The sequence below is a fragment of the Fructilactobacillus sp. Tb1 genome (assembly GCF_050500285.1).
Classification (GTDB): Bacteria; Bacillota; Bacilli; order Lactobacillales; family Lactobacillaceae; genus Fructilactobacillus.
In genome coordinates, this window is the sequence record NZ_CP191377.1 from 1,408,282 (window position 1) to 1,432,439 (window position 24,158).

The 24,158-nt window shown below is 34.6% G+C and carries 28 protein-coding genes; 25 read left to right on the plus strand and 3 right to left on the minus strand.

Annotated elements, in window-relative coordinates:
- Positions 1-40: 40 nt before the first annotated feature.
- From ACQW5G_RS07265 to ACQW5G_RS07280, 4 genes are read left to right on the plus strand one after another with little or no spacing between them, the layout of a single operon-like run.
- Complete coding sequence (locus tag ACQW5G_RS07265; RefSeq protein ID WP_429970791.1) at positions 41-277, plus strand: hypothetical protein; 237 nt, start codon at positions 41-43, stop codon at positions 275-277.
- A complete protein-coding gene (locus tag ACQW5G_RS07270) occupies positions 261-956 on the plus strand; it encodes a CPBP family intramembrane glutamic endopeptidase (protein ID WP_429970792.1) in 696 nt (231 codons plus the stop codon). Before ACQW5G_RS07265 ends, ACQW5G_RS07270 begins: the two co-directional genes overlap by 17 nt.
- Positions 957-968: 12 nt before the next feature.
- A complete protein-coding gene (locus tag ACQW5G_RS07275; RefSeq protein ID WP_429970793.1) occupies positions 969-1,592 on the plus strand; it encodes a hypothetical protein in 624 nt (207 codons plus the stop codon).
- A 1-nt stretch (position 1,593) separates the two neighbouring features.
- A complete protein-coding gene (locus tag ACQW5G_RS07280) occupies positions 1,594-2,094 on the plus strand; it encodes a phosphatidylglycerophosphatase A family protein (RefSeq protein WP_429970794.1) in 501 nt (166 codons plus the stop codon).
- Positions 2,095-2,145: 51 nt separating this feature from the next.
- On the opposite strand, the gene ACQW5G_RS07285 is transcribed toward ACQW5G_RS07280, so the two are convergent.
- Both ACQW5G_RS07285 and lexA read right to left on the minus strand, forming a co-directional pair.
- Complete coding sequence (locus ACQW5G_RS07285) at positions 2,146-2,370, minus strand: hypothetical protein (RefSeq protein ID WP_429970795.1); 225 nt, start codon at positions 2,368-2,370, stop codon at positions 2,146-2,148.
- 26 nt (positions 2,371-2,396) lie between these two features.
- On the minus strand, positions 2,397-3,032 hold the full coding sequence (gene lexA, locus ACQW5G_RS07290; protein WP_429970796.1) for a transcriptional repressor LexA: 636 nt from the start codon (positions 3,030-3,032) through the stop codon (positions 2,397-2,399).
- Positions 3,033-3,175: 143 nt separating this feature from the next.
- On the opposite strand from lexA, the gene ACQW5G_RS07295 reads away from it, so the two are divergent.
- Both ACQW5G_RS07295 and ACQW5G_RS07300 read left to right on the plus strand, forming a co-directional pair.
- A complete protein-coding gene (locus ACQW5G_RS07295; protein WP_429970797.1) occupies positions 3,176-3,427 on the plus strand; it encodes a DUF896 domain-containing protein in 252 nt (83 codons plus the stop codon).
- A gap of 22 nt (positions 3,428-3,449) precedes the next feature.
- Positions 3,450-3,668 (plus strand): YneF family protein, encoded by a 219-nt coding sequence (locus ACQW5G_RS07300; RefSeq protein WP_429970798.1) that lies wholly within the window; start codon positions 3,450-3,452, stop codon positions 3,666-3,668.
- A 14-nt stretch (positions 3,669-3,682) separates the two neighbouring features.
- On the opposite strand, the gene ACQW5G_RS07305 is transcribed toward ACQW5G_RS07300, so the two are convergent.
- Complete coding sequence (locus ACQW5G_RS07305; protein WP_429970799.1) at positions 3,683-4,312, minus strand: lysophospholipid acyltransferase family protein; 630 nt, start codon at positions 4,310-4,312, stop codon at positions 3,683-3,685.
- Positions 4,313-4,386: 74 nt separating this feature from the next.
- Here ACQW5G_RS07305 and ACQW5G_RS07310 point away from each other — a divergent pair, with 74 nt between their 5' ends.
- The 19 genes from ACQW5G_RS07310 (at position 4,387) to truB (ending at position 24,152) form a co-directional block, all read left to right on the plus strand.
- Complete coding sequence (locus ACQW5G_RS07310) at positions 4,387-5,142, plus strand: tRNA1(Val) (adenine(37)-N6)-methyltransferase (RefSeq protein WP_429970800.1); 756 nt, start codon at positions 4,387-4,389, stop codon at positions 5,140-5,142.
- Positions 5,132-5,413: a GIY-YIG nuclease family protein gene (locus tag ACQW5G_RS07315; RefSeq protein ID WP_429970801.1), complete on the plus strand. Its 282-nt coding sequence runs from the start codon at positions 5,132-5,134 to the stop codon at positions 5,411-5,413. The genes ACQW5G_RS07310 and ACQW5G_RS07315 overlap by 11 nt, the downstream gene beginning before the upstream one ends.
- Positions 5,414-5,568: 155 nt before the next feature.
- The gene (gene rpsB / locus ACQW5G_RS07320) at positions 5,569-6,306 is read left to right on the plus strand and encodes a 30S ribosomal protein S2 (protein ID WP_429970802.1); all 738 of its coding nucleotides are present in this window, start codon (positions 5,569-5,571) and stop codon (positions 6,304-6,306) included.
- 92 nt (positions 6,307-6,398) lie between these two features.
- Positions 6,399-7,256 (plus strand): translation elongation factor Ts, encoded by an 858-nt coding sequence (tsf, locus tag ACQW5G_RS07325; RefSeq protein ID WP_429971905.1) that lies wholly within the window; start codon positions 6,399-6,401, stop codon positions 7,254-7,256.
- Between the two features lie 116 nt (positions 7,257-7,372).
- Positions 7,373-8,095 carry a UMP kinase gene (gene pyrH / locus ACQW5G_RS07330; protein ID WP_429970803.1) on the plus strand — a complete coding sequence of 241 codons (723 nt, stop codon included), beginning with the start codon at positions 7,373-7,375 and terminating at the stop codon, positions 8,093-8,095.
- A gap of 2 nt (positions 8,096-8,097) precedes the next feature.
- Positions 8,098-8,661, plus strand: a complete 564-nt coding sequence (frr, locus tag ACQW5G_RS07335; protein WP_429970804.1) for a ribosome recycling factor — start codon at positions 8,098-8,100, stop codon at positions 8,659-8,661.
- A gap of 17 nt (positions 8,662-8,678) precedes the next feature.
- Complete coding sequence (locus ACQW5G_RS07340) at positions 8,679-9,092, plus strand: hypothetical protein (RefSeq protein WP_429970805.1); 414 nt, start codon at positions 8,679-8,681, stop codon at positions 9,090-9,092.
- 54 nt (positions 9,093-9,146) lie between these two features.
- On the plus strand, positions 9,147-9,878 hold the full coding sequence (locus ACQW5G_RS07345) for an isoprenyl transferase (protein ID WP_429970806.1): 732 nt from the start codon (positions 9,147-9,149) through the stop codon (positions 9,876-9,878).
- Between the two features lie 11 nt (positions 9,879-9,889).
- The gene (locus ACQW5G_RS07350; protein WP_429970807.1) at positions 9,890-10,678 is read left to right on the plus strand and encodes a phosphatidate cytidylyltransferase; all 789 of its coding nucleotides are present in this window, start codon (positions 9,890-9,892) and stop codon (positions 10,676-10,678) included.
- Positions 10,679-10,697: 19 nt separating this feature from the next.
- Complete coding sequence (rseP, locus tag ACQW5G_RS07355) at positions 10,698-11,975, plus strand: RIP metalloprotease RseP (protein ID WP_429970808.1); 1,278 nt, start codon at positions 10,698-10,700, stop codon at positions 11,973-11,975.
- Positions 11,976-11,990: 15 nt separating this feature from the next.
- The gene (locus tag ACQW5G_RS07360; protein WP_429970809.1) at positions 11,991-13,697 is read left to right on the plus strand and encodes a proline--tRNA ligase; all 1,707 of its coding nucleotides are present in this window, start codon (positions 11,991-11,993) and stop codon (positions 13,695-13,697) included.
- A 54-nt stretch (positions 13,698-13,751) separates the two neighbouring features.
- Positions 13,752-18,068 (plus strand): PolC-type DNA polymerase III, encoded by a 4,317-nt coding sequence (locus tag ACQW5G_RS07365; protein ID WP_429970810.1) that lies wholly within the window; start codon positions 13,752-13,754, stop codon positions 18,066-18,068.
- A 116-nt stretch (positions 18,069-18,184) separates the two neighbouring features.
- A complete protein-coding gene (rimP, locus tag ACQW5G_RS07370) occupies positions 18,185-18,664 on the plus strand; it encodes a ribosome maturation factor RimP (RefSeq protein WP_429970811.1) in 480 nt (159 codons plus the stop codon).
- A 15-nt stretch (positions 18,665-18,679) separates the two neighbouring features.
- Complete coding sequence (gene nusA / locus ACQW5G_RS07375) at positions 18,680-19,762, plus strand: transcription termination factor NusA (RefSeq protein ID WP_429970812.1); 1,083 nt, start codon at positions 18,680-18,682, stop codon at positions 19,760-19,762.
- Between the two features lie 20 nt (positions 19,763-19,782).
- Positions 19,783-20,085: an RNase P modulator RnpM gene (gene rnpM, locus ACQW5G_RS07380; RefSeq protein ID WP_429970813.1), complete on the plus strand. Its 303-nt coding sequence runs from the start codon at positions 19,783-19,785 to the stop codon at positions 20,083-20,085.
- Positions 20,072-20,374 carry a L7Ae/L30e/S12e/Gadd45 family ribosomal protein gene (locus ACQW5G_RS07385; protein ID WP_429970814.1) on the plus strand — a complete coding sequence of 101 codons (303 nt, stop codon included), beginning with the start codon at positions 20,072-20,074 and terminating at the stop codon, positions 20,372-20,374. The genes rnpM and ACQW5G_RS07385 overlap by 14 nt, the downstream gene beginning before the upstream one ends.
- Before the next feature lie 17 nt (positions 20,375-20,391).
- Positions 20,392-22,800: a translation initiation factor IF-2 gene (gene infB / locus ACQW5G_RS07390; RefSeq protein WP_429970815.1), complete on the plus strand. Its 2,409-nt coding sequence runs from the start codon at positions 20,392-20,394 to the stop codon at positions 22,798-22,800.
- Positions 22,801-22,824: 24 nt separating this feature from the next.
- Positions 22,825-23,175: a 30S ribosome-binding factor RbfA gene (gene rbfA, locus ACQW5G_RS07395; protein WP_429970816.1), complete on the plus strand. Its 351-nt coding sequence runs from the start codon at positions 22,825-22,827 to the stop codon at positions 23,173-23,175.
- Positions 23,176-23,240: 65 nt separating this feature from the next.
- Positions 23,241-24,152: a tRNA pseudouridine(55) synthase TruB gene (gene truB / locus ACQW5G_RS07400; RefSeq protein ID WP_429970817.1), complete on the plus strand. Its 912-nt coding sequence runs from the start codon at positions 23,241-23,243 to the stop codon at positions 24,150-24,152.
- Positions 24,153-24,158: the final 6 nt, after the last annotated feature.

Here is a 24,158-nt window from a genome sequence, read left to right on the forward strand (position 1 = left end):
TGGTATTCTAGTAATAATCAAAATAGCGTAGGTGGTACAATTGAAGAAAGTTTGGTATTTAATTTGGATTTTAATTTTTTTGTTAGTTTTGGGAGTAGGTTATTCATTTTTAAAACAAGCAAATAATACAACTATCCAAGTCATGTTAATTTTTATTATGGGAGTGATTTTAGCACGAATTATCATCACACCACTTGTTGCAATTCTTGTTCATCGACATGACCGGATTAAGGAACAAGCTGAACAAGAAAGGAAAGAAAATGACGAAAAGCATTAGTATTTTAGAATATTTAAAACGAACTTTCATTTTAGTTGGTTTAATATTTTTAGTTTTAATTGTGCAACTACCAGTACAATATATGGCATTAAATAAGCATCTTGCAATAGGCAATATTGTTATTGGAAGTGTAGTTTACCTTGCTGGGTTTGCATTAGCTATTTGGTTAGCATTAAAAGCTTATCGGAGTGTTTTTACACAAACTAACCATGGACTAAATAAATCAGATTGGAAATTAATTGGTAAAGCACTACTATTGTTTTATGTCGTTGAGATTGGTTTATCATCATTGAATATGTTGCTATATAAACAAAGTGGAACTGAAAATAATGAGATTATTTTTTCCTTAGTCAAAAGTAATCCAATTGTTTTAATTTTGATGAGTTTTACAATGGTTTTTTGTTCTCCAATTTTAGAAGAATTAGTTTTTCGGGGTTACTTAATTAAGGGATTACTACCTAAATCTAAAAGAATAATTGCAATGTTAGTCAGTGGAATTTTATTCTCAATTGGGCATGCAAGTAGTACACCAGTTAGTTTTTTAATCTACATGTCACTGGGTATGATTCTGGCATATATTTATTTAAAACAAGATAAGATTGAAGTTTCAATGGGATTACATTTTTTGAATAATTTGATTGCAACGATTATTATGGTATTAACTGTATTAGCAGGATAGAGGAAGAATGGAATGAACATAACTGAATTTAATTATTACAACAATTTAAAAAATCGTCTGGCAAAAGTACAAGACGAAATTAATCTTGAAAAGAAAAATTATTTAAAAAAGATGACTAATATTAATCAACTTAAGAATGATTATGATGTTGATACCATTGACCAACTCGTTAGTGTTTTGAATAATGGAGATGAAGATCAAACTAGTGAAAATTTACGTAATGCTTTACAAAATCATGATAAGCAATATTTATTAGATAATATGCAAAAAATTGATGGTGCAGAGTTTGAAAATCTTAATTATATGTATGATGAAGCCAAAGATGTGGAAAAAACTTTAGCAACTGCAACTCATTTTTATAATGAAACGGCTTTACCAGTATTAAATAAAATGGAAAATAGTCATTTAGTTCGCATTGATGATTTAAAATCATCTGGTAGTGATAGTGACACAGTACTTGAAATTAATTACTTTTCTACTTATGATGATTTTAAGGAAGATTTTGCTGGAGCAAATTATGTTGAAGAAATTATTAAAGAACATTTAGAAAATCATCAAACTTTGAGCGTAATGATTACAGCTGATAATTATCCAAATCAATACGATATTACAATTATGCCTGCTGAAGGAGAATAAAATGGTAGATAGAAGAGATTATAAATATCCAGATACACAAGCTTACGATGCAGTAATCAAAGCTTTAAATAAAAATGGAGTTACAATTCGTGATATTTCAAAAGTTGTTTACAACTTACAAAAGAAATATGTGGATATTCCAAGCATGGAATATGTTGATAAAATTGTAATTGACGTTTTACATAAACGTGAAGTTTTAAACAATGCTTTAGTTGGACTTGAAATTGATCGATTAGCTTCTGAACACAAGCTCGATGAACCACTTCAAAGTATTGTTGAACATGATTTAGGTGTTTTTGGGGTTGATGAAACATTAGCTCTTGGAATTGCTAATATTTATGGAACCATTGGTATTACAAACTATTGTGGTTTGGATACTAACAAACAAGGAATTGTTAAAACCCTTGATCAAGCAACTGATAGAGTAACAACATTTATTGATGATATTGTTGGATCTGTTGCTGGGGCAGCATCTGCTAAAATTGCTCACGAAAATTCATAGTATAAAAAACACATTCGTTAATTAAAACGAATGTGTTTTTTTAGCTAGCAATTATTTAGCTGGTTTAACAGCTTTGACACATTTTGGTCCAAATTCGAATTCAAGCCCAATTTCTGATTTACCAACGTTCTTACGAACAACAGTTAACCAGTTTGGTTCGTTATCGCCAAGACCAGTTTGACTTACAAAGATAACTTCAACTGAGTCACCGATTTTGTAAGGGACTTCTTTATCAAATTCTTGAAGAGTGTATGTTTCGTATGCTTTTGTTTTCATAGTTAATACTCCTAATTTTATTATAGTTAGTTTACATCAGAACGATATAAACCAACAACCTTACCTAAGATTGTACAACTTTTTAGAATAATTGGGGACATTGTGTCATTTTCTGGTTGAAGACGGAAGTGATCACTTTCCTTAAAGAAACGTTTACAGGTTGCTTCTCCTTCATCATTCATTGCAATTACAATTTCACCATTATCAGCATTTTGTTGCCGGCGCACAATGACCTGGTCACCATCTAAAATCCCAATATTGATCATACTAGTTCCGCTAATAGTTAACATGAATAAAGAATCGGCACTTTTTTCTAAATATTCAGGAACAGGGAAATAATCAGTTGCTTCTTGAACAGCTAAGATAGGTTCACCAGCAGCTACGACACCTAGCAATGGCATTTCTTTATTACGAGTTTCTGGGGCAAGACCTAGGAACTCGATTCCATCGGATGTAACCTCTAAAGCACGTGGTTTAGTCGGGTCTTTACTAATGTAGCCTTTTTTCTCAAGACGAGCTAAATGACCATGCACTGTAGAGGTTGAAGAAAGTCCAACTTCTTTACCGATTTCACGAACAGTTGGTGGATAACCATGTTCACGTACGTTATCATAAATGAAACGTAGAATATCCTTTTGTTTTGTATTTGAATTTGCTGACATTATTGCACCTCATGAATTGTTTATTAATATGATAAGATTACCATATTTGACGCTTTTTGCAAACACTCGTTCGCATTAGAAAACTTTGTTTCTCAAATGTTTCATGTTATTATATAGATAATTAAATCTAAGGAGTTGTTGATATGGCTGAAGATCCAGAACTTAAAAAAATCATCCCAAGAATTAACGAATTGGCTAAGAAGGCTAAAGTTGAAGCTTTGACTGATGAAGAAAAAGAAGAACAAGATCAATTACGTAAACAATACCTCAAGAGATTCAAATCCAACTTTAAAAGTCAAATTGAAATGACTCAAATTTATGATAAAGATGGAAAAGAAGTTACTCCTGAGGAAGTTAAAGAAGTTCAACGCAAAAAGAACCTTAGAGATGATTAATTAAATAATAGAGGAGTTAACTATGGCAACTTGGATGTGGATTATTTTAGTACTTGTAGCTCTTGCTGCTGGTCTAGCACTAGGTTTCTTCGGTGCACGTAAGTACATGGAAAAATATTTGAAGGAAAATCCTCCAATTAACGAAGAACAATTAAAAGGTATGATGTTACAAATGGGTCAAAAACCTTCTAAAAAGAAGTTGAACCAAATGATGGCATCAATGAAACGTAACGCAAAATAAAAAAACACCACTTTTTAGTGGTGTTTTTTTGATTCATCAATATATACGTAATCTGGATTGATTTCAGCGTCTAATTTTTTAAAGGCATCACTCATTTGTTTTTCGACAACTGCTTGATTGGCATCATCAAGTTTGAGATTTTTATCAACCGAGATAGGATTACCAAAGTTAATGTGAGCTTTATGCCGACAGAAAAATTCTTTTAAAGTTAACGGACCTTGGTAAACAACTGGGAGCAATGGCTTGCCTGACATTTTAGCAATCATTGCTGCTCCACCTTTTAATTTAGTGGAGTGCCGGGTTCCTGATGGAAAAATTACAACCGATAAATTTGTTTTACGTAAAATTTTAATTGGCCGCTTAATTACAGAAATCCCAGGATTATTACGATCAACAGGTTCAACATTTAATTTAGTGAGGAACCATCCCATAATTGGGTTCTTAAATAATTCTTTTTTGGCAATGAAATAAAATTGCTTAGGTAGTAATACTACCGCAAAATAAATCATATCGAACCATGTTCGATGAGGAGCCACTAGAATATAGTTTCCCTCAGGAACACGATTTTTGTTCATGACGTCAACTTTTCCATTAGCAACCCGAATTAGTCCTTTAGCTAATGAAAAGATAAATGAATAGAACAATCTTCTCATCCTCCTTTGCGAGATGTACAATTGATATTATAGCATTATAACGAATAATAAAAGGGTGAAATACGATGGATCAACCAGTTGAATTAAAAAAAGGCGAACGAATTGATCAACTATATAGTAATGATATTCAGATTATCCAAAATGCAGAAGTTTTTTCTTTTTCGTTGGATGCCGTGATGTTAGCTAATTTTGCGGATGTTAAACAAGGCTATAAAACTAAGATAGTTGATTTGTGTGCAGGAAATGGTGCGGTGGGTTTGTTCATTAGTAATAAAACTAAAGGGCATATTGACGAAGTGGAAATTCAGCCTAAGTTGAGTGACATGGCACAAAGAAGTGTCACTTTAAATGATTTAGATGATCAAATGACAGTTTATAATTTTGATTTAAAAGATAGTACGAAACATTTTCGTAAGGAATCGTTTGACCATGTGACAGTTAATCCACCATATTTTGCGGATGAAGCACAAAGTAAAAAGAATCCTAATGAATATTTAGCCATTGCTAGACACGAAATTAAGACTAATTTAGAAATGGTCATTAAAACTTCTAGTGAATTGTTAAAGAATAACGGAAAAATGTTTATGGTACACCGTCCAGATCGTTTGTTGGATATTCTAAATGAAATGCAAAAGTATCGATTAGCCCCTAAAGAAATTCAGTTTGTCTACCCTAAAACTGGTAGGGATGCTAATATGGTTTTAATTTCTGGGATTAAAGACGGCAAGGTAAGTGGATTGAAAATCAAGCCACCAGTGGTTGTGTATAACGATGATGATACTTACACGGATGAAGTGAGAAAATTACTTTATGGAAAATAAAAAATATTATATCTACGTTTTAGTTTGTGGGGATGGATCATTTTATGGCGGGTTTACTGATAATGTGCAACATCGCTTAAAGCAACATCAGTCTGGTAAAGGGGCTAAATACACGAAAAGTCATGCACCAGTTCGTTTACTATACTCAGAAGAGTTTGATAATAAGAGCAGTGCCCTAAAAGCGGAATATGCTTTTAAACACCAATCTCGCCATGCTAAAGAACGTTATTTAATTAAACATGGAGTTGATCCGATTCTTTGGGTAAATTAATTTGAAATTATATTTGAAATTGTTTGCAATATTTTGTATAATTAATTTCGGTATTAATTTACCAATACGCATCTGGAAGGTTTTGTATAGTAGTGCTCTTTTGAGTTCCATACATAATTCCAGAGAGGAAAAACTAAATTTTTTGGAGGCTTATTATGGCTGTTGTATCAATGAAACAATTATTAGAAGCTGGTGTACATTTTGGTCACCAAACTCGTCGCTGGAACCCTAAGATGGACAAATACATCTTTACTGAACGTAATGGTATTTACATCATTGACTTACAAAAAACTGTTAAGTTATTAGGTGCTGCTTACAACTTCATGAAGAGTGAAGCAGGCGAAGACGCTGTTGTTCTTTTCGTAGGAACTAAGAAACAAGCCCAAGACGCTATTGCTGAAGAAGCAACACGTGCTGGTCAATACTACGTTAACCACCGTTGGTTAGGTGGAACTCTTACTAACTGGAACACTATCCAAACACGTATCAAATACCTTAAAGACCTTAAGAAGATGGCTACTGATGGTACTTTTGATCGTTTAACTAAGAAGGAAGCTTCACTTTTAGCTAAGAAAACTGCTAAACTTGAAAGATTCTTAGGTGGTATCGAAGATATGCCTAAGATTCCTGATGTTATGTTTATTGTTGATCCTCATAAAGAAGAAATTGCTCTTAAAGAAGCTCAAAAATTAAACATCCCAGTTATCGCAATGGTTGATACTAACACTGATCCAGATGGTATCGATTACGTTATTCCTTCAAACGATGACGCTATCCGTGCTATTCGCTTAATCACTTCAACTATGGCAGATGCTATTATTGAAGGTCGTCAAGGTGAAGACGATGTTAACGAAGAAACTTTTGAAGAAGTTTCAGAAAACGAAGACAAATAATTAATTTTCAAGGCTGATTCTATGTAGACCTATTGGCCGCATAGGGTCAGTTTTTTAAAACAAATAAATTTAATATTTAAAGGAGTACTTGTATTATGGCTAAGATTACTGCACAACAAGTTAAAGAATTACGTGAAAAAACAAGTGCCGGAATGATGGATGCTAAGAAAGCCTTAGTTGAAGCTGATGGTGACGAAAAGAAAGCAATGGAAATCCTTAAAGAAAAAGGGATTGCCAAAGCTCAAAAGAAGAGTGGAAACACTGCTGCTAATGGTTTAACTAAAGTTTCTGTTCATGATAACAAAGCTGCTATCGTTGAAATTAACTCAGAAACTGATTTCGTTGCTGCAAATGACGATTTCAAAAACCTTGTTGATGAAGTTGGTGATTTAATCGCACTTGAACAACCAAAAGACGTTGAAGCTGCCCTTAAATTACCTTTAGGTGAAGATGGTACTGTTCAAGATACTATTATTCACACTAGCCAAATTACTGGTGAAAAAGTTTCATTACGTCGTTTTGTTACAATGAACAAAACTGATAACGAAGCTTTTGGTGCATACTTGCATAACGGTGGAGAAATTGGTGTATTAGTTAAAATTTCTGGTGCTGATAAAGATGTTGCTAGAGACGTTGCAATGCACATTGCTGCTACTAATCCTGAATTCTTATCAAAAGAAGATATCTCAGCTGATCGTTTACAAGATGAAAAAGACAAGCTTACTAAAGAAGCTCTTGCTGAAGGTAAACCAGCTAACATCGTAGAAAAGATGGTTGCAGGTCGTGTACACAAATATCTTGCTGAAATTTGTTTAGTAGACCAACCATTCGTTAAAGATCCAGACCAAACTGTTGGTGCATACGTAGAATCAAAAAGTGGAAAAGTTGAAGCCTTTGTACGTTACCAAGTTGGTGAAGGTATCGACGAAGCTACTGAAGCTAAAGATTAATATTAAAAAGACTAGCATAGCTAGTCTTTTTTTATACACTTTGTTACAAACTACCGTAATTGACGCTTTTATGCTAAAATAAGAGGGATAAACAAGAATTTTCTGGAGGAATCTTAATGTCTGAATTAAAATACAAACGTATTGTTTTAAAATTAAGTGGTGAAGCACTTGCAGGTGAAAAGGGTTTTGGTATTAACCCACCTGTTATCAAAAAAATTGCTGAAGAAATTAAAGATGTTTACAACCAAGGAATTCAAATTGCAATTGTCGTTGGTGGTGGTAACATGTGGCGTGGTGAAGCCGGTGCTGAAATGGGTATGGAACGTTCACAAGCTGATTACATTGGTATGTTATCAACTGTTATGAATGGTCTAGCTCTTCAAGATAACCTTGAATCAGCTGGTGTTCCCACACGTTTACAAACATCAATCGAAATGAAACAAATTGCTGAACCATACATCAGAAGAAAAGCTGTCCGTCACCTTGAAAAGGGACGCATTGTTATCTTCTCTGGTGGTACTGGTAACCCTTATTTTTCAACTGATACTGCTGCTGTTTTACGTGCCGCAGAAATTGATGCAGATGCTATTTTAATGGCTAAAAATGGAACAGACGGTATTTACAACGCTGATCCTAACAAGGATTCCAATGCAGTTAAATTTGATAAATTAACTCAAAAACAAATTCTTGATAAAGGTCTTAATGTAATGGATTCAACTGCTAGTTCATTATCAATGGATAACAACATTCCATTAGTTGTTTTCAACTTAAACGAACCGGGTAACATTAAAAAAGTTGTTGAAGGTGAAAACATTGGAACAGTTGTGGAAGGAAAATAAACATGGCTAATACAAAAGAATTAATTAATGAAACAAAACATAAAATGGAAAAAGCACAATCTGTTCTTGAATCTGATTTAGGTCAAATGCGTGCTGGACGTGCCAATGCTAGTATCCTTAAGCCAGTTATGGTTGAATACTATGGTGCTCCAACTCCATTAGTACAAGTAGCATCAATTTCTATTCCAGAACCACGTATTATGATGATTACACCTTATGATAAAACTGCTCTAAAAGAAATCGAACGTGGAATTCTTGAAGCAGATTTAGGTTTAAATCCTATGAACGATGGTGATGTTGTTCGTATTGAAATTCCTCAACTTACTGAAGAACGTCGTATGGAATTAGCTAAAAAAGTTAAGGCTACTGGTGAACAAAGTAAAGTTGCTGTCCGTAATGTTCGTCGTGATAGTATGGATATCGTTAAACGTGAATCAAAAAACGATGAAATTAACGAAGACGAAGCACATGATTTAGAAGATCAAATTCAAAAGATTACTAACGACGCAATCAAAGGAATTGATTCAATCGTTAAAGAAAAACAAGAATCAGTAATGAAAGACTAATTTGGGGAAGTGTGATTATGCCTGAAACCGACAATACCAGACTTGAAGTTACTCCAGGAACGACTGAATTCGATAAAATGGTTTTTAAATTATTAGAACCCGTTAATAAAACAGAAATTAAGAGTTTAGAATTAAATGGTGAACACTTTAATGAAGTGCAAAATGGTGTTTTTGTAATGCCTGCTATAATGGATTCGGATTTTAATCTATTCTTTTTAGTTTCTCAATTGATCGGAAATGACTGGATAATTGCTTTTTCTGAAGCAACTATTGAAAACCAAATTGATGTAACTGATTTTTCTGAACCCATGACAACGGGTGAAGGATTAAATCAACTTGGGGCTGAAAGTCCAATAGTTGCTAATCAAATATTAGATTATTTTTCTAACCTAGCCGCTAATGGTAAAGGGGAATGGAAAATGATCAAGTAAAATAAAGGATGAGTTCACTCATCCTTTATTTAATTTAAGCACTGAGGTGAAAAAATGTCAGAAGAAACAATCGACATGAATAGAATTCCAGCAAGTGTTGCTATCATTATGGATGGCAATGGAAGATGGGCCAAAAGACGTCATTTTCCCAGAATTGCTGGACATAAACGTGGAATGAATGTAGTTGAAGAAATTACTACTGAGGCTAGTGATTTAGGAGTTAAAGTTTTAACTTTATATGCCTTTTCAACTGAAAATTGGAAGCGTCCAGAAGGTGAAGTAAGTTATATTATGAGTTTACCTTCAACCTTCTTTAATAAATTTATTCCTAAACTAATTAAAAATAATGTGCGTGTTGAAACCATTGGTGATATTACAAAATTACCAGCAAAAACTAGAGAAGCAGTAGATAATGCAATTGAAGATACTAGAAATTGTACTGGTATGATTTTAAACTTTGCATTAAATTATGGTAGTCGTTTAGAGATCTTAAATGCTACAAAAAATATTGCTTCAAAAGTTAAAAATGGTACCCTTAATATTAATGATATTGATGAAGATATTTTTTCAAATAATTTAGAAACTTCTGGGTTACCAGATCCAGATCTGTTAATTAGAACCAGTGGTGAAGAACGGATTTCTAATTTCTTACTATGGCAAATTGCTTATAGTGAATTGGTTTTCGTTGATAAAATGTGGCCAGAATATCATGCCGAAGATTTTAAACAAACCATTATTGATTTTCAAAATCGGCATCGTCGATTTGGTGGATTAGTTAATAAATAGGAGTGAACGTTATGAAGCAGAGAATTATCACGGCCATTGTTGCCTTATTAATTTTTATTCCAGTGATTGTTACTGGAGGATACGTAATTGATTTTGCTGCAATTGTACTTGGTGTAATTGCTATGTCAGAAGTTTTCATTATGAAAAAGAAAATGATTCTTTCTATTGAAGCTTTAATTTCGTATATAGGAGTGGCATGTATTATTGTGCCAACAAATTTTGCAAATGTATTACCTGACTATTTAAGTCCAGCATTTGTTTTTTACATTTTAGTAATGCTATTGTTACTTGCAACTGTTTTTTCCAAGAACAAATTTAACTTTGATGATGCAGGTGTATATACGTTAGCAATGTTATATATTGGATTTGGTTTCCATTATTTCATTGTTGCACGTCAAGATAGTTTGACTACTTTGTTATATGCATTATTTATTGTATGGTGTACCGATTCTGGTGCTTACTTTGTTGGTAAATATTTTGGTAAGAACAAGTTGGCTAAACACATTTCACCAAACAAAACCTGGGAAGGATCAATTGGTGGAACAGTAATCGCTACCATTGTATGTTCAATTTATTTATATTTCTTCCCAATTTCAGGAATTAGTTTGATTGCTATGGTTGGATTTACTATTATTCTTTCAATTTTTGGTCAATTAGGTGATTTAGTTGAATCTGCATTGAAACGTTTTTATGGTGTTAAGGATTCAGGTAAGATTTTACCAGGTCATGGTGGAATTTTAGATCGTTTTGATAGTTTATTATTTGTACTACCATTACTTCACTTATTAGGAATTGTTTAAATGAAAGGTTTGTGATTATTTGTTAACAACTATTATTAGCTTTATTATTGTTTTTGGAATTTTAGTATTCGTTCATGAATTTGGTCACTTTATTGTTGCCAAAAAATGTGGAATTATGGTTCGCGAGTTTTCAATTGGAATGGGACCAAAATTATTTTTCTATCGTCATAATCATACGACCTATACTATTCGTCTGTTACCATTAGGGGGATATGTACGATTAGCTGGTAGTGAAGATGATGAAGAAGATGCAATTAAACCGGGAACGGTTGTTAAAATCCAGTTAAATGACAAAGGTGTTGTTACTAAAATTGATTTGAGTAAAAAAAATCAATTATTTAAAGGGATTCCCTTTCAAGTATCAGATGCTGATTTAGTGAATGGTCTTTGGATTGAAGGATATGAAAATGGTAACGAGGATGATAAAAAACGTCTTTCAGTTGATCACGATGCTTTAATCGTGCAAAGAGATGGAATTGAAGTCCAAATTGCTCCAGCAGATGTTCAATTTCAAAATGCCCCAGTAGGTAAAAAATTATTAGTTAACTTTGCTGGTATTTTTAATAATATTTTACTAGCTATTTTGGCGTTTATGCTATTAGCTTTTCTTCAAGGCGGAGTTGGTACTAATTCTAACAAGGTTAATGTTTCTGACAGCACTCCACATGTAGCTAAGACTGCTGGAATAAAAGATGGTAGTCGTATTTTAGCCGTTAATGGGGTAAAAATTAAGAATTTTCAAGATATTGCAAAACAAATCGAAAAACAACCCAATAAAAAAGTTAAATTAACGATTGAGGATAAAAATAAGACTCGTGACGTGAGTCTAGTAACTGATTCAAAACAAATGAATAAACAAAAAATTGGTGTTATTGGAGTTACACAAACTTTAGATACTAGTTTTGGAGCAAAGGTTATGGCTGGGTTTACTACTACTTGGTCAATGGCTAAGGGTCTCTTTGGTGCTCTCTGGCAAATGATTTCTGGGCATTTCACTCTTAATAGTTTAGGTGGACCAGTGGCAATCTTTGCCAATACATCAGAAGCAACATCTATGGGATTGACTGGAATCATTCAATTCTTAGGCTGGTTATCAATTAACTTAGCAATTGTTAATTTAATTCCAATTCCAGGCCTAGATGGTGGTAAAATTTTATTAAACATTATTCAATTAATTAGAGGAAAGGCCCTTTCTGAAAAGACAGAAATGATTGTTACTATGATTGGATTTGTCTTTTTAGCTGGCTTAATGATTTTAGTTACTTGGAACGATATCATGCGTTATTTCATCAGATAAATTAGGAGCGAATAAATGAAACAATCAAAAATGTTAATTCCTACACAAAAACAAGATCCAACTGGTGCAGAAGCAATTAGTCATAGAATGCTAATTCGTGCTGGTTATATTCGTCAAGTTTCTGCCGGAACTTATGCATATCTTCCATTGGCATACCGTGTTTTGGAAAAAATTGAACATATTATTAAACAAGAAATGAATAAATCAGGGGCAAATGAAATGTTATTACCTGAAATCATTCCAGCACAATTTTGGAAAGATTCAGGAAGATATGAAGCTTATGGTCCTGAATTGTTTAAACTAAAAAATCGTCATGATACTGACTTTATTTTAGGACCTACTCACGAAGAAACTATGACTGAGTTAGTTAAGGGGACTATTTCTTCATACAAGAAATTACCTTTGAACTTATACCAAATTCAAGATAAGTTCCGTGATGAAGATCGTCCTCGTTACGGTCTTTTACGTAGCCGTGAATTTCGTATGTTAGATGCATATTCATTTGCATCAGATGAAAACCAATTAGATGTAACTTACAAAGACATGAATGATGCTTTCAGAAATGTGTTTGATCGTGTTGGCTTAAACTACCTTGGAATTATTGGAGATAGTGGTGCCATGGGTGGATCTGATTCAATGGAATTTTCTGCTCCAGCACCAGTTGGTGAAGATACCATTGTTTATTCTGATGACAGTGATTATGCCGCTAATTTAGAAATGGCAACTGACATGTTCGTTAACAAAAAATCACATGCTGAAACTAATGATTTAGAACTAGTGGACACTCCAGATGTTAAGAGTATTAACCAAGTTGCTAAATTCTTTGAAATTGAAAAAGATCAAATTATTAAGAGCTTATTATACATGGTTGATGAAAAACCTGTGTTAATCTTAGTTCGTGGTGATCAAGAAGTTAACGATGCTAAAGTTAAAAATCATTTCCATGCTAATGATGCTGAACTAGCTACTGCTGAACAAGTTAGTCAATATCTAGGTGTTAAACCAGGTTCAGTTGGACCATTCAATGTATCTGAAGATATTCCTGTTTTAGCTGATGAATATGTTCAAAGTATCGTTAATGGTGTAACTGGTGCTAACCAAGATGACAAACATTATCAAAATGTTAACCCAGAACGTGATTTACCTGACTTAGAATATGGTGATTTTCGTTTAGTTAACGAAGGTGATATCTCACCTGATGGTAGTGGAGTATTGAAGTTTACTAAAGGTATTGAAATTGGTCATATTTTCAAACTTGGTACACGTTATACTGAAGCTCTTGGTGCTAATATTCTTGATGAAAATGGTCGTCAAAAGCCAATTATCATGGGTTGTTATGGTATTGGAGTAAGTCGTTTACTTTCAGCTATTTCAGAACAACAAGCTGATGATAATGGTCTTGTATGGCCTAAATCAATTGCGCCTTTTGACGTGCACTTGATTCCTACTAACGTTAAAAAAGAAGAACAAGTTGAATTAGCTAATAGTATTTACGATGATTTACAAGCTGCTGGTATGGAAGTTCTTATGGATGATCGTAAAGAACGTGCTGGAGTTAAATTTGCTGATTCTGACCTAATTGGGATTCCAATTAGGATTACTATCGGTAAAAAAGCTGATGAAGGTATCGTAGAAGTTAAGATTCGGAAGACTGGCGAAACAGTTGAAACAAAGGTTGATGACCTTAAAAATACAATCGAAATTTTATCAAAAGAAATTTAAACAATAAGACCAGATATAACTGGTCTTTTTTGTTCGTTTAGGGGGAGGGAAAATATGCCTTTAAATAATAAAGAAAAATTCAGTAAGCTATTGGATCAAATTAAACTCGATGACGCTTATCGTAGTGAATTTGAAAATGCTGAAATTGAACAAGTGCGAGTGCACCAAAAATCAAAGCAGTGGGATTTCCATTTATTTATTCCCCATGTACTTTCATTTCAAGCATTTACTAATTTTGTGAATGGATTACACACTGCTTTTAGTGATATTGCTAAAGTTGATTTTTTCATTCAAACCCAACAGTCTGAATTAACTAATCGTGAAATTGGTGATTATTGGCAATGGGCAGTTAACAACTGTGGAATTCAATCCAGTTTAATTCATGAACTTTGTGATAATAATGTACCAAAGCTAGATGATGGTCGCGTTAATTTTTATGCGGTTAACGAATTGGTCAAGGACTTTATGAATAATAAAGCCATTGGACCAATTTTGAATGAATATCAAAAGGCTGGTTTTCCTAAATTTACAATTAATACTATGGTTGATGAAACTGAATCACAAGAAAAAATTAAAGAATTGCGCGAAGCTAAACGATTACGTGATGAAAAATTAGCTAAACAAGCCCAAGAAGCCGCAGCTAAAGTTAATGCTCAAAAAGCTCCAGCAGCAAGTTCAGGTAATGTCATGATTGGGCGCAAAATTGCTGATAACGTAGACGTAACTCCCTTGGAAAATATTACTGAAGAAGAACGCTCAATGGTAGTTAATGGTTATGTATTTAGTAAAGAAATTCGTGCTTTGCGTTCTGGTCGTTCATTGATGATTTTAAAAATTACTGATTATACCTCTTCAATTACGATTAAGAAGTTTTCTAAAGATGATGACGAAAGTGCCAAATTTGCTAATCTTGAAGAGGGCAGTTGGGTAACTGTTCGAGGTAGTATTCAAGAAGATAATTATTTTCATGAACTTGCTATGAATGCTTATGATATTAATCCAGCAACTCACGAAGAACGAAAAGATACTGCACCAGAAGATAAGAAGCGAGCAGAGCTACATCTCCATTCCAATATGAGTCAAATGGATGCTACTAATTCGATTTCTGATTTTGTTAAGCAAGCCAAAAAATGGGGACATAAAGCCATTGCCGTTACTGATCATGATAATGTCCAAGCTTTTCCAGAGGCTTTTAATGCCGCTGAAAATAATGACATTAAGATGTTATATGGGATGGAAGCAAATGTTGTTGATGATGGTGAACCGATTGCCTTTAATGATAAGCATGTCGGCTTAAAAGATGCGACTTATGTGGTTTTTGATACTGAAACAACTGGGTTATCAGCCATTTATGATCGAGTAATTGAACTTTCAGCCGTTAAGATGCAAGGTAACAATGTTATTGAAGAATTTGAACAATTCATTGATCCAGGTTTTCATCTTTCTGAACAAACTACTAATTTAACTTCAATTACTGATGACATGGTAGCTGGTTCTAAATCCGAAGAAGAAGTTTTCAAAATGTTCCGTGAATTTTGCGGTGATGCAATTGTCGTTGGACATAACGTAACTTTTGATATTGGCTTTATGAACACTGGTTATGCCCGTCACGGGATGGAAAAAATTCAAAATCCCATTATTGATACGTTAACTTTGGCCCGTTTCTTATATCCTAATTACAAGAGCTATCGGTTGAATACATTAGCGAAAAAATTTGACGTTGTGTTGGAACATCATCACCGTGCCATTTATGATGCTGAAACTACTGGTCATTTGAACTATCTCTTCTTAAAGGATGCTGAAGAACAATATGATATTCAATTTCATGATCAATTAAACGATCATATGACGGAAAACGATGCTTACAAACATGCCCGTCCTTTCCACGCCATTTTAATGGCAAAAACGCAAGCGGGTTTGAAAAACTTATTTAAATTGGTTTCACTTTCCCACATCAATTACTTTTATCGAGTTCCTAGAATTCCACGGAGTGAGCTAGAAAAATATCGTGAAGGTATTTTAATTGGATCTGCATGTTCCAGTGGTGAAGTATTTACTGCTATTATGCAAAAAGGTAAGCAAGAAGCTATCGATAAAGCTAAATTCTATGATTATCTTGAAGTTCAACCACAAGCCGCTTATCAACCACTATTAGATACCAAATTAATCAGTGATCGTGGTAAGTTACAGGAAATTATTAAAAATATGTCGGATGTTGCTGATGAAGTTGGAATTCCATTGGTTGCCACAGGTGATGCTCATTATCTTAATCCCCATGACTATATCTATCGTAAAATTCTGATTAATTCACAAGGGGGAGCTAATCCGCTTAACCGAACTGAGTTACCAGATTTACATTTTAGAACGACTAATGAAATGCTAAAAGACTTTAATTTCTTAGGTGAAGATAAAGCCGAAGAAATCGTTGTTGATAATCCGAATAAGATTGCAGATTTAGTAGATGAAATTCATCCATTAAAGGACAAATTATATACACCTAAAATGGAAGGTGCCGAAGAAGAAATTAAAAAACGTACCTATGATACTGCTCATGAATTGTATGGTGAAAAGTTACCAGAAATTGTTGAAAAACGAGTTGAACGGGAACTTAAATCAATCATTGGGAATGGATTCTCCGTTATCTATTTAATTTCTCAACGTTTAGTAGCAAAGAGTAATAAAGATGGGTACTTGGTAGGTTCCCGTGGATCAGTTGGTTCTAGTTTAGTAGCTACGATGACGGGAATTACTGAAGTTAATCCATTGCCACCACATTATCGTTGTCCTAAGTGTCATTATTCAGAATTCTTCACGAAGGGTGAATATAGCTCTGGATTTGATTTACCAAAGAAACAATGTCCTAATTGTGGAGAAACTTTAATTGGTGATGGTCACAATATTCCGTTTGAAACTTTCCTAGGTTTCAAGGGTAACAAGGTTCCCGATATTGATTTGAACTTCTCCGGTGATTATCAAGCAATCGCGCATAATTATACGAAGGTTCTGTTTGGTGAAAAGAATGTATACCGTGCCGGAACCATTGGTACCGTTGCAGATAAAACCGCTTATGGTTATGTAAAAGCTTATGAACGTGACACTGGTAAGCATTTTAGAGGAGCCGAAATTGATCGACTTGCTAAGGGTGCGACTGGGGTTAAACGGACAACTGGTCAACATCCGGCCGGAATTATTATCGTTCCAGATTATATGGATATTTATGATTTCACGCCGATTCAATATCCAGCTGAAGATCAATCCTCAGCTTGGAAGACAACCCATTTTGATTTCCATTCGATTCACGATAATATTCTTAAAATGGATATTCTGGGACATGATGACCCAACTATGATCCGGATGCTCCAAGATTTATCTGGAATTGATCCTTATACGATACCGATGAATGATGCTGGAGTGATGTCAATTTTTAGTAGTCCTGAAGTCTTAGGCGTGGATGAAGACCAAATTCAATCCAAGACAGGTACTTTGGGAATTCCTGAATTTGGAACGCGTTTTGTTCGTGGAATGCTTGAACAAACCCATCCAAAGAACTTTTCTGATTTACTTCAAATTTCTGGTTTATCACATGGTACTGATGTGTGGTTAGGAAATGCGGATGAATTGATCAAAGATGGAACTGCTACGATTTCTAACGTTATTGGTTGTCGTGATAACATCATGACCGATTTAATTAACTATGGAGTTGACTCCGAAACTTCATTCCAGATTATGGAAAAAGTACGTAAAGGTAAGGGAATTAAAGACGAATGGCAACAAACTATGCGTGATTCAAATGTTCCCGAATGGTACATTGATTCATGTTTGAAGATTAAGTATATGTTCCCAAGAGCCCATGCAACTGCTTATGTTTGGATGGCTTTGCGAATTGCTTACTTCAAAGTTTACTTTCCATTGGTATATTACGCTGCATACTTCTCAGTGCGTGCGGATGATTTTGATGTTGAAGCAATGGCACATGGTAAAGAAGCAGTTAAGAATGCTATGAAAGAAATCGAAGACAAGGGGAATGACGCTTCAACTAAGGAAAAGAACTTGTTGACCGTCTTACAACTTGCAAACGAAATGCTAGAACGTGGTTATGAATTTGAAATGATTGATCTTGATCGTTCTGATGCTTCTGAATGGTTAATGGATGGAAATAAATTAATTGCACCATTTAGTGCGGTCCCTGGATTAGGGTTAAACGTTGCTAAACAAATTGTGGCAGCTCGAGCTGATAAGCCATTTATTTCTAAAGAAGATCTTTCCAAACGTGGGAAGGTTTCAAAGACCATTATTGAATTTATGACGAAAAATGGAGTGCTTAAAGGACTCCCTGATGAAAATCAACTTAGTTTGTTTGACATGATGTAGGCTTTAATTGTAGAAATGGTCTATATATGTTATATTAAACACAGTAATTAAAAACTCTTTTAGGAGTGAGCAGAGATGCTCGCTCTTTTTATTGGAAAATTTTGGGAGGTAAATAGTTGAGCGAAGTTAGCGAAATTATTGATAAAGTTACCGAAACTGTTCAACCAATCTTAGATGAAAATAATTTTTATCTATACAGTGTTGAATATGTACAAGAAGGCGGAAGCTGGTATCTACGTGTCTACATCGATAAAGACGGTGGTATCTCAATTGATGATTGTGTCCTTGTTAGTGACCAATTAAGCGAAAAGCTAGATGAAATCGAAGATGTATTTGCAGATCAATACTTCTTAGAAGTTTCTTCACCTGGTGCAGAACGTCCGTTGAATAATGAACAAGACTATCAAAATGCTATTAATGACTACATTAATGTTTCTCTCTATCAAAAATTAGATGGAAAGAAAATGTACGAAGGAACATTAAAGGAACTTAACGATGATGATTTAACTCTAGTAGTTAAAGATAAGACTCGTCGTAAAGATGTTACCATTCCTCGTAAATTAATCTCAAAAGCCAGATTAGCAATTGAATTTTAGTTAGGAGAATAACAAATGAGTAAAGAATTAGTTAATGCTCTTGACGCCCTTGAACAAGAAAAGGGTGTTAAAAAAGAAGTTGTCATTGAAGCACTTGAAGCTGCTTTAGTTTCAGCATACAAACGTAATTATGATCAAGCACAAAACGTAGAAGTAGAATTTGATCAACGTAAAGGTAACATGAATGTTTACGCTGTGAAAAAAGTAGTTGAAGAAGTTGCTGATCCACGTCTTGAAGTTAGTTTAGACGACGCTTTAAAGATTAACCGTGGATATGAACTTGGTGATGAAATTAAGTTCACTGTAACTCCTAAGGATTTCGGAAGAATTGCTGCACAAACTGCTAAGCAAGTTATCATGCAACGTGTGCGTGAAGCTGAACGTGAAACAGTTTATAACAAATACAGTAAATACCAAGACGAATTAATTAACGCTGAAGTTGAACGTCAAGATAACCGTTTTGTTTATTTGATTATGGATGGTGTTGAAGCAGTTATGGCACAAAATGATCAAATGCCTAATGAAATCTATCGTCCACAAGAAAAAATCAAAGTTTACGTTACTAATGTTGATGATGCAGCTAAGGGTCCACAAGTATTCGTTAGTCGTACTGCTCCTGGTTTGTTGAAACGTTTATTTGAACAAGAAGTTCCTGAAGTTTATGATGGAATTGTTGAAATTGTTTCAATCGCTCGTGAAGCTGGTGACCGTTCTAAAGTTGCCGTTCGTTCAAACGATGCAAACATCGATCCAGTTGGTACTACTGTTGGACCTCGTGGACAACGTGTTCAAGATATCGTTAACGAGCTTGGCGGTGAAAACATGGATATCGTTCAATGGAGTGAAGATCCAGCTCAATACATTGCCAATGCATTGAACCCAGCTGACGTTTTAGATGTCATTTTCAAAGATGGTGAAGAAAAATCATGTACTGTAATCGTACCTGATGATCAATTGTCATTAGCAATCGGTAAACGTGGTCAAAATGCCCGTCTTGCTGCTCGTCTAACTGGTTATAAGATTGATATCAAACCTGAATCAGAAATGAATAAGGCTGATGACAAAGAAGCTGAAGAAACTACTGAATCTGAAGATTAATATCTGAGAGGAAGATAGCTATGAAAACACGTAAAATTCCAATGCGTAAAGATATTATTTCTGGAGAAATGTATCCCAAACGTGAATTAGTTCGTATTGTTCGTGACAAAGAAATGAACGTTTCTTTGGACGAGTCTGGTAAGAAACCAGGTCGTGGAGCATATGTTCGGATTGACGTTGACGCAGTTAAAAGTGCGAAAGCAAAGCATTTGTTAGATCAAGTTTTTGACGTTGAATTAACAGATGATTTCTATGATAACTTGATTGACTACGTTGATCATGTGCAAGCACGGGAAGAATTAAAACGAAATGACAAATTATAATCAGATACTAAATCTTTTGGGAATTGCTCGCCGAGCTGGTAAGATAGTTTCAGGTGAAGGTATTGTATTAAATGCAATCAAAAAAGGAAAAGTTAAATTTCTTTTGATTGCTTCAGATACTGGTGCAACGACTACCAAAAAATTTTTAAATAAGACTGATTTTTATAAAGTACCATTCAATCATGAAATTACTAAAAGTGATTTGAGCGATGCTATCGGACAAAGTCGAACAATCGTCGGAATTACAGATAATGGTTTTGCGAGGAAATTAAATGAATTAAATGAATAAATAAGGAGTGTGATTCTATGCCTAAAAAGAGAATTTACGAATTGGCCAAAGAACTTAATGTGCCAAGCAAAAAAATCCTAACAGCTGCACAATCAAAAGGATATGATGTTAAAAATCATATGTCAGGATTAGACGCTGCCGAAGAAAAGACGGTGAGATCAATGCTAAACAATAATAATGGATCTGCTAAGAAACCAGCAGCTAAACCAGCAAGTGCTAAGAGCGCTCATACAAACAATAACCACAAACCAGCTAGTTCACAAAACCATAACAGTGCAAACCACTCAAATGGTTCAAAACCAGCACAAAATCGCACTAACAACAATCATTCAAACAATAACAATCATAGTGCAAATAACTCACAACGTAATAACAATTCACAAAGAAACAATAATAACAGCAAACCAACTCACTCAAACAACAACCAAAATCATTCAAAGAACACAAGTAGCAATACATCTACTCAAACGCGTTCAAAGAATACCGGTAATGGTAAATTTGGTGGTAGTTTAAATAGTAATGGTGGTAACGGAAACAACCGGAACAAGAAAAAACGTCGTAATGGACGTAACGGTCGTAACCCATTTGCTGGAATGTACTCAAAGAACCAACGTATTCGTCAAAACAACAAGAAAAAAGGCCCTTCAGTTCGTAAAGATCGTCCATTACCAGAAGTATTAATGTACGAAGATGGTATGAACGCTCAAGATTTAGGTAAGTTACTTCACCGTGAACCAGCTGAAATTATCAAGAAGTTATTCATGCTTGGTATGATGGTTAACCAAAACCAATCTCTTGATAAAGATGCAATCGAAGTTTTAGCTGAAGATTATGGAATTAAAGCTGAAGAAAAGAAACATGTTGATGTTTCAGATATCGACAAGTTCTTCGAAGAAGCTGAAAACAATCACGAACATGAAGCTCCACGTCCACCAGTGGTTACTATCATGGGACACGTTGATCATGGTAAGACAACTTTACTTGATTACTTGAGACATTCACACATCACCTCAGGAGAAGCTGGTGGAATTACTCAAGCAATTGGTGCTTACCAACTTCATTTAGATGGTAAAGATATTACATTCTTGGATACTCCAGGACATGCTGCCTTTACTGAAATGCGTGCTCGTGGTGCTAACATCACTGATATTACTATTTTAGTAGTAGCTGCTGATGATGGTGTTATGCCACAAACTATTGAAGCTATTGATCATGCCAAAGCAGCTGAAACACCAATTATTGTTGCTGTTAACAAGATTGATAAAGCAGGTGCTAACCCTAACCACGTTAAAGAACAATTAATGGGTTACGGTTTAGTTCCTGAAGATTATGGTGGTGATACAATCTTCGTTGATATCTCTGCTAAAAAAGGTACTAACGTAGATGAATTACTTAACATGATTCTTCTTCAAGCTGATGTGATGGAACTTAAAGCTAACCCAGATCAAAACGCTGCAGGTTCAGTTGTTGAAGCTCGTCTTGATCGGGGTAAAGGTCCAGTTGCTACTTTATTAGTACAACAAGGTACTTTACACAAGGGTGATCCAATTGTTGTTGGTGATACTTTTGGTCGTGTACGTACAATGACTAATGAATTAGGTCAAGAAATCGAAGCAGCTACACCATCTACTCCAGTTGAAATTACTGGTTTAAATGATGTTCCTGAAGCCGGTGACCGTTTCATCGTATTTAACGATGAAAAGACCGCTCGTGCAGCCGGTGAAGAACGTGCTAAAGAAGCACAAATTGAAGAACGTAAGCAAAACAACCGTGTTACTCTTGATAACTTGTTTGATTCAATGAAACAAGAAGATATGAAACACGTTAACGTTATTATCAAAGCTGATGTTCAAGGTTCAGTAGAAGCTCTTGCTGGTAGTTTAAAGAAGATTGATGTTGAAGGAGTTAATGTTAACGTAATTCATTCATCAGTTGGTGCTGTTAACGAAAGTGATGTTGCACTTGCTAAAGCAAGTAACGCAATCATCATTGGATTTAATGTCCGTCCTACACCACAAGCAAAAGTTCAAGCTGAAACTGATAAAGTTGATATTCGTCTTTACCAAGTTATCTACAACGCCATTGATGATGTAACTGCAGCTATGAAGGGTCAACTTGATCCAACATTCGTTGAAGAAGTTACTGGTAGTGTAGAAGTTCGTCAAATTTACAAAGCATCTTCAGTTGGTACCATTGCTGGTGGTATGGTAAATGATGGATTTATTAAGAACGACAGTAAAGTTCGTTTACTCCGTGATAACGTTGTTAAGTTTGACGGTGAAATCGGTAGTTTGAAACGTTTCAAAGATGATGTTAAAGAAGTTAAACAAGGCCACGAATGTGGTATTACCATTGAAAATTACAATGACATCAAAGAAGGAGACGTTATTGAAGCTTACCGTATGAAGGAAGTTGCTCCTAAGTAATTAATTAGAAAGGGGTTCTGAATTATGGCACAATATCGTGTTGGAAGATTACAACAAGAAATTCAACGAGAAGTAGATGATATTCTTCTCAAACGAGTTCGTGATCCTCGAGTTCAAGGCGTAACAGTTACTGGTGTTAAATGTACCGGTGATTTACAACAAGCTACTATTTTTTATAGTACTTTGAAAGATGATGAAAATTCTAAAGAACAAGTTCAAAAAGGACTTGATAAAGCTACTGGTTTAATCCGTGGTGAATTAGGACATCGTTTAAGTATTTACGTTACACCTGAAATTCACTTTGAAAGAGATCAATCCATCCAATATGGAAGTAAGATTGATGAATTAATTAATAAATTAAATCGCGAACAATAAAAAAGATGACTGAGGACAATTGTTCTCAGTCATTTTTGCGTACATAGATTAATGGAGAGAGATAAATGATTACTGGAATTGTGCCTTTATATAAACCACTGGGAATGACAAGTTTTGCGTGTGTTAGTAAAATGCGTCATATTGTTCATCAAAAAAGAATCGGCCATAGTGGAACATTAGATCCAAATGTTGACGGAGTTTTGCCAATCTGTTTAGGCCATGCTACTAAAGTGGTTGATTTTTTAATGGCATCAGGGAAAGTCTACCGTGGGGCAATCACTTTAGGTTTTTCAACTACTACGGAGGATTTAGATGGTGAAATTGTTGAGGAAAATTACGACTTTAAACCATTAACTGAAGAACAAATCCAAGAAGGTTTGAATAGTTTTGTCGGTGAAATTACGCAAATTCCACCAATGTTTTCAGCTGTAAAGGTCAATGGGCGCCGTTTATATGATTATGCTCGTCATGGTGAAACCGTGGAACGTCCCAAACGAATTGCTAAAATTGATTATTTTAAGCAAATGGGTGAATCAATTATTGATGAAGATTCTCATACCCAAACGATTTTCTTTGAGGTCGGTTGTGGTAAAGGGACTTACGTAAGAACGTTAGCAGTTGATTTCGGAAAGAAATTTGGAATTCCCGCAGTTATGTCACAACTTACCCGGATTAAGAGTGGTGGATTTACGCTTGATGAAACAGTAACATTTGAACAATTAGAAGAAGCAAGTAAAAATGGTGATTTAGAATCATTAATTTTCCCAATTGGACATGCTTTAACTGATTATGTAACCGTGACATTGACTGATGCTCAATGGACTCGTGTTCAAAATGGAGGATTCCTTCGTTTTGATGAAGTTGAATCAACTGATGAACATATCCTATTGCGTTATGGTAATATTGATCGGGCATTATATGTGCGTAATGACGAAAAACAACAATACAAACCATTTAAAATGTTTAATCTTGACTAGAGGAAA

Coding starts and splice junctions, on each gene's coding strand:
- rnpM (WP_429970813.1), top strand. CDS start 19,783: ATGAAAACACGTAAAATTCCAATGCGTAAAGATATTATTTCTGGAGAA.
- ACQW5G_RS07365 (WP_429970810.1), top strand. CDS start 13,752: ATGCCTTTAAATAATAAAGAAAAATTCAGTAAGCTATTGGATCAAATT.
- ACQW5G_RS07360 (WP_429970809.1), top strand. CDS start 11,991: ATGAAACAATCAAAAATGTTAATTCCTACACAAAAACAAGATCCAACT.
- rbfA (WP_429970816.1), top strand. CDS start 22,825: ATGGCACAATATCGTGTTGGAAGATTACAACAAGAAATTCAACGAGAA.
- pyrH (WP_429970803.1), top strand. CDS start 7,373: ATGTCTGAATTAAAATACAAACGTATTGTTTTAAAATTAAGTGGTGAA.
- lexA (WP_429970796.1), bottom strand. CDS start 3,032: ATGTCAGCAAATTCAAATACAAAACAAAAGGATATTCTACGTTTCATT.
- ACQW5G_RS07315 (WP_429970801.1), top strand. CDS start 5,132: ATGGAAAATAAAAAATATTATATCTACGTTTTAGTTTGTGGGGATGGA.
- rpsB (WP_429970802.1), top strand. CDS start 5,569: ATGGCTGTTGTATCAATGAAACAATTATTAGAAGCTGGTGTACATTTT.
- ACQW5G_RS07295 (WP_429970797.1), top strand. CDS start 3,176: ATGGCTGAAGATCCAGAACTTAAAAAAATCATCCCAAGAATTAACGAA.
- ACQW5G_RS07340 (WP_429970805.1), top strand. CDS start 8,679: ATGCCTGAAACCGACAATACCAGACTTGAAGTTACTCCAGGAACGACT.
- infB (WP_429970815.1), top strand. CDS start 20,392: ATGCCTAAAAAGAGAATTTACGAATTGGCCAAAGAACTTAATGTGCCA.
- ACQW5G_RS07270 (WP_429970792.1), top strand. CDS start 261: ATGACGAAAAGCATTAGTATTTTAGAATATTTAAAACGAACTTTCATT.
- ACQW5G_RS07280 (WP_429970794.1), top strand. CDS start 1,594: ATGGTAGATAGAAGAGATTATAAATATCCAGATACACAAGCTTACGAT.
- ACQW5G_RS07345 (WP_429970806.1), top strand. CDS start 9,147: ATGTCAGAAGAAACAATCGACATGAATAGAATTCCAGCAAGTGTTGCT.
- ACQW5G_RS07385 (WP_429970814.1), top strand. CDS start 20,072: ATGACAAATTATAATCAGATACTAAATCTTTTGGGAATTGCTCGCCGA.
- nusA (WP_429970812.1), top strand. CDS start 18,680: ATGAGTAAAGAATTAGTTAATGCTCTTGACGCCCTTGAACAAGAAAAG.
- ACQW5G_RS07350 (WP_429970807.1), top strand. CDS start 9,890: ATGAAGCAGAGAATTATCACGGCCATTGTTGCCTTATTAATTTTTATT.
- truB (WP_429970817.1), top strand. CDS start 23,241: ATGATTACTGGAATTGTGCCTTTATATAAACCACTGGGAATGACAAGT.
- ACQW5G_RS07275 (WP_429970793.1), top strand. CDS start 969: ATGAACATAACTGAATTTAATTATTACAACAATTTAAAAAATCGTCTG.
- ACQW5G_RS07300 (WP_429970798.1), top strand. CDS start 3,450: ATGGCAACTTGGATGTGGATTATTTTAGTACTTGTAGCTCTTGCTGCT.
- ACQW5G_RS07285 (WP_429970795.1), bottom strand. CDS start 2,370: ATGAAAACAAAAGCATACGAAACATACACTCTTCAAGAATTTGATAAA.
- ACQW5G_RS07310 (WP_429970800.1), top strand. CDS start 4,387: ATGGATCAACCAGTTGAATTAAAAAAAGGCGAACGAATTGATCAACTA.
- frr (WP_429970804.1), top strand. CDS start 8,098: ATGGCTAATACAAAAGAATTAATTAATGAAACAAAACATAAAATGGAA.